Source organism: Maribellus maritimus (assembly GCF_022267315.1).
GTDB lineage: Bacteria > Bacteroidota > Bacteroidia > Bacteroidales > Prolixibacteraceae > Draconibacterium > Draconibacterium maritimum.
The window spans coordinates 19,316-27,965 of record NZ_JAIKLE010000057.1 but is presented as its reverse complement, the minus strand read 5'-3'; the positions used below and the strand labels follow the sequence as shown (position 1 = coordinate 27,965).

The 8,650-nt window shown below is 37.9% G+C and carries 4 protein-coding genes; 3 read left to right on the top strand and 1 reads right to left on the bottom strand.

Features of this window, described 5'->3' with window-relative positions:
- Positions 1-418: 418 nt before the first annotated feature.
- Positions 419-2,842, bottom strand: a complete 2,424-nt coding sequence (locus K5G00_RS27070) for an ABC transporter permease (protein WP_238769623.1) — start codon at positions 2,840-2,842, stop codon at positions 419-421.
- A gap of 298 nt (positions 2,843-3,140) precedes the next feature.
- On the opposite strand from K5G00_RS27070, the gene K5G00_RS27065 reads away from it, so the two are divergent.
- The 3 genes from K5G00_RS27065 (at position 3,141) to K5G00_RS27055 (ending at position 8,641) form a co-directional block, all read left to right on the top strand.
- On the top strand, positions 3,141-3,704 hold the full coding sequence (locus K5G00_RS27065) for an RNA polymerase sigma factor (RefSeq protein WP_238769622.1): 564 nt from the start codon (positions 3,141-3,143) through the stop codon (positions 3,702-3,704).
- Positions 3,705-3,826: 122 nt separating this feature from the next.
- Entirely contained in the window at positions 3,827-5,032 is a 1,206-nt protein-coding gene (locus K5G00_RS27060; RefSeq protein WP_238769621.1) for a FecR family protein, read from the top strand.
- A gap of 228 nt (positions 5,033-5,260) precedes the next feature.
- The gene (locus tag K5G00_RS27055) at positions 5,261-8,641 is read left to right on the top strand and encodes a TonB-dependent receptor (protein WP_238769620.1); all 3,381 of its coding nucleotides are present in this window, start codon (positions 5,261-5,263) and stop codon (positions 8,639-8,641) included.
- The last annotated feature ends 9 nt before the right edge of the window (positions 8,642-8,650 follow it).

The following is an 8,650-nucleotide window of genomic DNA, read 5'->3' as shown; positions in this document are numbered from 1 at the left end:
TACATGCTCGCGGTAGTCTTTGAACTTCTGCTTGCAGCTTTCTTCATCAGGAAATTGAGATATGAAATCAATTAAGCTCATAATTTATGCGTTTTACCAAAGATAATTATCTTAGGTAAATATACGGGCATTCATTTTAGATTATTTCATCAAATTGTTTCTTCAATTTATCGTCGGATGGCTGGATGGCATTTGAACTTATAATTTTTCCCTCTTCATCAAGTAATTTAAATTCCGCATAATATTAAAAAAATTGTTCTCTCACATTAGCTGCATCCAACTGTATCTATCCTAATTTTTTCAATAGCAGTATTTTTCTGTTGCTAAAAAATAATTTCTCTTTTATTTGTCGTTCGTAATTCAGATGAATTCTCAAACAAATTATGTCAAAGCCACACTCTTCAATTCCTAAAAAATGCTATTCGTAACGCAACGTATTTGCCGGATTTATCTGAATCGATTTTAAGGTTTTATAGCTTATGGTAATCAATGCTATGGCAATTGCAAGCGTGAAGCCAACAACAAATTCAAAAAACCGAAGGTTTATGCGGTAATAATAGTTATGCAACCAGTTGGAAGCCACCCAGTAAATAAGCGGCCAGGCTACAGCGGTTGCAATACAAACCAAAATAATAATTTCCTTTGATATGAGATAAAAAATACTGAACCCTGAAGCCCCCAAAGCCTTGCGTACCCCCACTTCTTTGGTTCGTTGTTCAATAGTGAACGACGTTAATCCAAAAAGTCCGAGAGCAGCAATAAAAATACCAAGGATAGCAAAAACCACCGATAATTCAGCGTTTTGCCGCTCGGCTTTGTACATGTGAGAGAAATCATCGTTCATAAAAAAGTATTGAAGCGGATTGTTGGAGGCAAACCGTTTCCAGATATCTTCGATTTGTTTGACGGAATTGGCAGATGCATCAGAATTGAATTTTACTGTTATATACCCCCAGTTGTTTCCTTCCTGCTTAAACCTCATAATATATGGGTTTATCCGGTTATGAAGCGACTCAAAATGAAAATCGTTACAAACACCGATAATTGGCATATATGTTTTCTCTCCGCTATCGTTAAAAATCACTACAAACCGGGTTTGTTGAAAATCGTCAATACCAAACTCCTCGATGGTTTTCTGGTTTACAATACAAGCTTCCTTGTCGGAACCATAGCTGCGATCAAAAAAACGGCCGTCGGTCAACTGCATTCCGTAGGTATCCAGAAAATCGTAATCAACATAGGCGGTCTGCATCAGGAATGTTTGACCATCCCGCCCCTCAAGCATATAACCATTGTTATTATTGTTGTGCCCGGGAACAGCGGTAGATGCCGACACATTTTTAATTCCGGGAAGTTTCAACACTTCTTGTTTAAATGTATTTACCTGGTCGCCAATAGACCCCGCCTGTTCAACAACCAGTAAACGGTCTTTTCCAAACCCCAAATCCTTGTTTATCATGTAGGTTAATTGTCGGTACATAATAATGGTTCCTATAATCAACACAATAGAAATTAAAAACTGTACCGAAACAAGAATGCTCCTTAGTTTTCCGTTTTTTACACCATCTCTGACTTTTCCTTTCAACACCGTGCTCGGGTTAAATGATGAAAGGTAAAATGCTGGATAGATTCCGGCCAGTATTCCCACCACAAAAGCAAAAAGCAACAAGACAGGAATCTTGTAAAAATGACTGAAAAGGTTAAATCTGAAGCTTGCATCCAGCAGGTTATTAAAAAACGGGAGTGCAATAAAAACCATTATAACAGCTATAAATAAGGCAATAAACGAAATCACTACGGAATCGGTTAAAAACTGTAAAACAAGCATACTTTTTGATGAACCGCTTACTTTTTTTACGCCAATTTCCTTTGCTCTTTTGGTAGCCTGCGCAGTGGAAAGATTCATAAAATTTATGGATGCGATAACAATGATCAGAATGGCAATACTTCCGAAAATAATCAGATACTTTGGGTCGATGGCCGGTTTTACTTCATGTTCTACGGAGGGATCGTGATGAATACTGGTGAGCGGCTGTAAATGAAAGTTATATCGATTTCCCTGCGAAAGAAAATCGCTTAATGAAACGCCAAACAGTTGCTGTACCCGCGGGCCAATGTATTTTTCAACCATCCCGGGAAATTTTGCTTCAACATTTTCGGGCAAAGTATTGTTTTTTAACAAAACATAGGTAGAGAAACTGTTATTGAGCCATTCCGGATCGTTGGCTCTTCTGTTGGTAACAAATGAAGTCAGGATATCGGCGTTAAAATGTGTTTCCTCAGGAAAATCAGTCATTACGCCAGTTATTCTGTAAGGTTCTGTTCGCGTGTTTATTTGGAGCATTTTATCAATCGGGTCTTCGCTGCCAAAAATGGTTTTAGCCATCGATTCCGATAAAACCATGGTATTGGGTTCGGTTAGTACGGTTTGGGTATTTCCTTTCAAAAGCGGGATGGAAAATATCTCAAAAAATGAAGAATCGACTTCAACAAAATCTTTAATTGAAAATATAAGATCCTCTTTTTTTACGATAGTTTCACCAAAAATATTCAAGCGGCAGAAATTTTCAACTTCAGGGAAATCCATTGCCATGGTTGGCCCTATTATCGAGGCGGTATAGGCAGCATTTACTTCCTGCTCCCCTATTTTACCATCGAGTGTCAACCGGTAGATACGGTCTTTTTTGAGGTTATACTGATCAAAACTTAGTTGGTGAATAATAAAAAGGGCAATGATTAAACTACTGGCGATCCCAATGGATAAACCAAATATATTAATTGCCACATATCCTTTTTGCTTTTTTAAGGCATGCAGGCTATGTTTTAGTACGTTTTTAATCATAATGAAGAAGGTTTAATGACAGTAATTGAATACCAAAGTATCTTTAAGACGCAGAAAAATCAGTTTGGTTACATCTCTGATTCTCTGACTGCTGCCAAACAGCAAAAAAAATATTCATTGTTTTAATATAGAATCTACAATCTGGTTATCAGCTGGGATGGTGTAACAACAACATTATATTGAATGGAACCGATTTAATTCTCGTTTTAAAATTGGAGAATTTAGTTAATTTTGAAAGATTGTGATAAATAATATTATTTTTTAATTTCGACTCTGGATTCTTGTGAACCGGATAAACATGAGCGAACCTAACGAACTAAATTATTGGAGAAAATTTCTTCGCGGTGATTCAGAGGCCCTTTCAAATCTTTATCTGCTTTTTGTTGACGATCTGTATTCTTACGGGATAAAAATTTATCACGACGAATCGCTGGTAAAAGATTCTATTCAAGACGTGTTTATCGGGCTAATTGAGAAACAGGACAAACTATCCATTTCATCGAACGTAAAAGCCTATATTTTAAAATCGCTTCGGAATAAAATTTTAGAGGAATTGCGTACACAAAACCGCAGGAATGAAATCAAAAATTTAATATTCTCGTCTGAAGAAAATTATTCAGGTTATGCGGACACTCTTTTTGCCGGTTCGGAAGAACACCACAACCGGCAGGCAATTTTATCGGCTGCTTTAAAAAATCTTTCAAAACATCAGCGCGAGGCTATTTTTTTGAAATATACAAACAACTGCACTTACGAACAGATTGCTGAAATTATGGAAATAAGTATCCCATCGGCACGAACTTTAATCTACCGTTCACTCAAACAAATGAAACAATTTGTTTTTAAAAAGCCAGATAAATAATTCTTCCGAAAAACCTCTCGCCCAGTAGGATGTATTCCCCTTCTGTTTTTCACACAGAAAAAAACTAAAATTTATGTCTATAAATGTCAATACAAATCATCTACTATCGAAGTCAAAACAAAATGAATATAGAATTCGAATCATTATTACGGGATGAGTCTTTTGTTGATAAGATTACAAAAGGCGGGGCAGAAGCAGAACAATATGTAAAAAACCTGGTTCTGCAATATCCCGAAAAAAAGGAAGATATTCTTTTTGCCATACAATTTATAAAATCAACAACCGCTGAACATAGAAGATTAAGTGGAGATGAAGCATCGGAAATCTGGAGTAAAATTCGAGACAGGCAAAAATTGGAAAAAATAACACCCGAAAAAACAAACCGGAAGATATTTTCAACTATATGGAAAGTTGCAGCTGGTATTGTTATTTTAATTGGGCTGGGATATTATTTCCATTCGCAATCAGATTTACGCTCATTTAAACAAATAGTGGAGAGCAGCGAGAAAGTCTATGAAGAAGGGGTGCTTATCCTCTCCGACGGCTTGGAACACAAGCTGCAAAAAAATGAGTCGGCTGTTGAATATGACCCCAGTGGCGAAGAAATTTTTATTACAGAAGCCGGAAATACAGAAAAAAAACTTAAAAACCCGGCAAATGAAAGACAAAAAAATCTAAACCAGATAATTGTCCCTTTCGGACGACGGCACTGCATAACCTTGTGTGACGGCACAACAGTTCAACTTAACTCGGGAAGTCAACTTATCTTTCCTGCAAATTTTACAGGAAATAACCGTAAAGTCTATTTAAAAGGAGAGGGATATTTTGAGGTGGCAAAAAATTCGGCAATGCCTTTTGTGGTTATCACCGACTACCTCGATATTGACGTAACCGGCACAATATTTAATATTTCGGCTTACGAAGATGAAAAAACTGCATCTGCGGTTTTAGTTGAAGGGAGTGTGAACGTTACACAAAAAAACAAGCTGTTCAGCAACCCAAAATATACGTTAGAACCCGGGCAGGGCTATTTCTATTCCATTAATACCTCCAAGGCGACCGTAAACAAAGTAGACATAATAAATTACGTGGGCTGGAAAGACGGGTGGTTACAATTTAAAGATCAGCCCCTGATTAACATCGTACGAAGAGTTGAAAAATATTATAACAAAGAAATTTTAATTAAGGGCGAAGAGCTCGCAAACACACTTATATCAGGGAAATTGGTTTTATCGGATGAATTTGACGATGCTGTAATACACCTCGCAAAAACAGTGGAAGGTCATTTGAACCAGAACGAAAAACAAATCTATATTATAACTGAATAAATCAATAAAAATACGAATCTAAAAAATAATATGCTTATGAATTAAACACCTGTCAAATTGTAAAAACATAGAATTTACCTAAAAAAAGCCGGAGGATAGTGGAGTATCCGCCAGCTTTAAATGTGATTTAAAACTTGTAATTATTTTAAACAGAACAAATTTATGAAAAAAATATGGAATGTTTTCTGTGACTTCTATTGTCACAAGGGAAAAAAAATATTATTAATAATGAAACTTACTGTCCTCACATTTTTTCTTGGTTTGATGAGCCTTAGCGCTTCAATATATTCTCAATCAACAAGGCTTTCGCTGGACATGAAAAATGTTTCGATAGTTGAAGTTTTCAAACAAATCGAATCGCAAACAGAATTTGTTTTCATCTATAAAAATGAAGCTATTGATCTACAAAAAAAATATGATGTGGTTGTGAACGAATCTAATATTGAACAGATTCTTACTGAAGTTTTCAGAGACAGTGGAACAAAATTTGAGATTACCGACAGACAGATAATCATTACAAAAGACCGGAGTCAGCCTCAAAACACCAGGATAGAGATTAATGAAAACCAGGAAATTGAACAACAAACCGACAGGGAGATATCGGGGACCATTGTTGATCAGGACGGGTTACCGTTGCCCGGAGTTTCAGTCGTTGTAAAAGAGACTACCATTGGAACGGTGACAGATGTAGATGGTAAATTTCGATTTTCAATCCCACCCGACGCGGAAACACTTGTTGTTTCATTTGTTGGACTCAAAACCCAGGAAATACAGGTGGCAGGAAGAAGTACGTTTTCAATAACAATGCAGGAAGCAATGATTGGAATTGAAGAAGTTGTTGCAATAGGCTACGGAACAATGCAAAAACGGTCGGTTTCAACTGCAATCTCTTCATTAAAAGCTGAAAAAATTGAAGAAATGCCGGTTGGGTCGGTTGGAGAGACACTTTATGGACAACTGTCCGGCCTCTATATTGTACATGCCGACGGGCAACCCGGAAGCTCACCCACCTTGAGGATACGCGGTACGGGATCTCTCACCGCATCAAGCGACCCTTTATATGTTATTGACGGCTATCCAACAGCAGACGCCAGCTATTTTATGAATCTTTCGCCCAACGATATTGAGTCAATCGATGTTTTGAAAGATGCAGCTTCAGCCGCCATTTATGGCTCGCGGGCCGGAAACGGAGTTATCCTCGTAACAACAAAAAAAGGGAAAACAGATACACCGGAAATTAAATTTGGTGTTGCTTATGGATTTCAGCAGCCTCAACGATACATTGACGTGTTATCAGCATCGGAATTTGCCCTGATGGTAAAAGATGCCAGGGAAAACCAGGGAATGGCTCCGCTTGCCCTCCTGGATAATCCAAGTGAATGGAACGAAACAAACTGGCAAAAAGATGTTTTCTTTCGTACCGCAGGATTTCAACGTTATAATTTTTCGGTAAACGGAGCCTCGCCAAAATCCCGGTATTCAATTTCTGCTGAGTATCAGAATCAACAAGGCATAGTTCAAAACTCTTTTAATCATAAAATTGGTATCAGAGGATCTATTGAATCTGACCTCAATAAAATTATTACGGTTGGGGTGTCAATTCAGCCCATTTATACCTATCAGCGGGTGCAGCAAACCTCCGGCGGAAATACATCAGTAACTGCAGGAACTATCGCAGAGGCAGTTACCTTTCCTCCCATTTACGGTCCTTATGTTGAAAATGGAGACTATTTTCAAATTTCACAGCATGCCGCAGGAACCGACTTTAACTCTGAGTTGACAAATCCATTGAGTAAACTGCTCGAAATAGATAATGATTACAATACTCTGAGAACTTTGTCACAAGGTTTTATCACGGTAAAACCACTTGAAGGTTTAACCGTAAATTCAAAAATTAATGCAACAACAATAAATCAAAAACACGAGTATTACAGAAGTGCATATAGTCCGGGTAGTTCAAGGACAGGAAATAAGTCGAATCCTAATCTGGCAGCAATTGATGCTTATCGCGCAGCAATATTTAGTTATAATATTTACTGGTCTTCAACAGCTACCTACGTCAAAAAAATTACAGAAGACCACGAGATAACTGCATTGTTAGGCTACGACGTGGCTTATGACAACGGATATTCTGTAAGGCAAGACGACAGGACAGATGAAAATTATCCGATTGCCTACGGGAACACCAACATTACAAATGTTAATGGTGCTTATATCTGGAATGGTTCTTCAAGCAATACCGAATATGCATTTGATGCTGTATTTAGCCGCCTCAATTATAACTATAAAAACAAATTACTCTTTTCAGGCTCAATTAGACAGGACCGTTCGAGTAAATTTGGTCCGGCTAACCGTGCCGGCATTTTTTGGTCTTTCTCCACAGCTTATAATTTAGCAGAAGAATCCTGGATGGAAAATTATGAATGGTTGTCAATTGCAAAAATCAGGGGAAGTTATGGTGTAACAGGAAATGACCAGGTTGGTAATAACTATGTCTGGACTTCGACATTGTTAAACGACTATTACATTTTTGGAGAAAGCACCAACTCACTACGTGTTACCGGTTATTATCCGGGAGGGTATTCCAACCTTGGTTTAGGATGGGAAAAAAACACACAGTTTGATTTTGGATTGGATCTCGGCCTTTTCAACAGAGTAGCTTTAACGGTTGATTTCTACAACAGGATAAGTGATGCTGTGCTTTCCGCATCAATCCCTAATCTAAATGGAAAAAGCAGCACGGTAACCATAAATGCCGGAGAAATCAGAAACAGGGGAATAGAATTTTCTGCAACTGCTCCAATAATAAACGGAGAATTCAAATGGACTGCAGGCTTTAATATTTCCTTTAATCGCAACAAGCTGCTTTCTCTGGCAACAGGGAATGACTATTATGGTTCTGTTAACGGCATGCTCCGCAACTATGTGGGCCGTCCTTTGGGAGACATATACACTTATGTCAACATCGGCACATTCAATTCGGCCGAAGAAGTGGCGAACGACGCTAAATTATATACACAAAGTATTGGAGACCTAAAATTTTTGGATGTTAACGAAGATGGAACGATAAATTCAAATGATATGGTATATCAGGGAAACAATATGCCCAAATTTAATGCAGGTTTAACCAGCCAGTTTTCATATAAAAACTTTGATTTTTCATTTGTGCTCGACGGGCAGTATGGAGGTCTAATTTATTGGGGATTTGGATACGGAGCCGGATTAAACCGACACATGGAAAATGCATTCTCCATATATGCAAAAAACCGTTGGCGTTCGGAAACAGAAACTGGTGACGGAATTTCACAGAAAGCCGGTTCCAGCAACGTTTATGGTGCACTGGTTTCACAGCAACGTTACCTCTTTAGTTCCGACTATCTGAAAATCCGTAATCTGGCATTTGGTTATACTATTCCGAAAGAATTGGCAAATAAGATTGGTCTTAAAAATTTAAGGTTGAATGTTAACGCTCAAAATCTATTTTCTTTTGATGAATACCCTGGCTACTCCGTGGAGGCCGCTGGCATGGGCGGTTCAACAGGAGGTTCAGATGGTGGAAATTACCCGTCAGTCCGCACATTTACTTTTGGGGTAAATATTGATTTCTAACATTTAAAT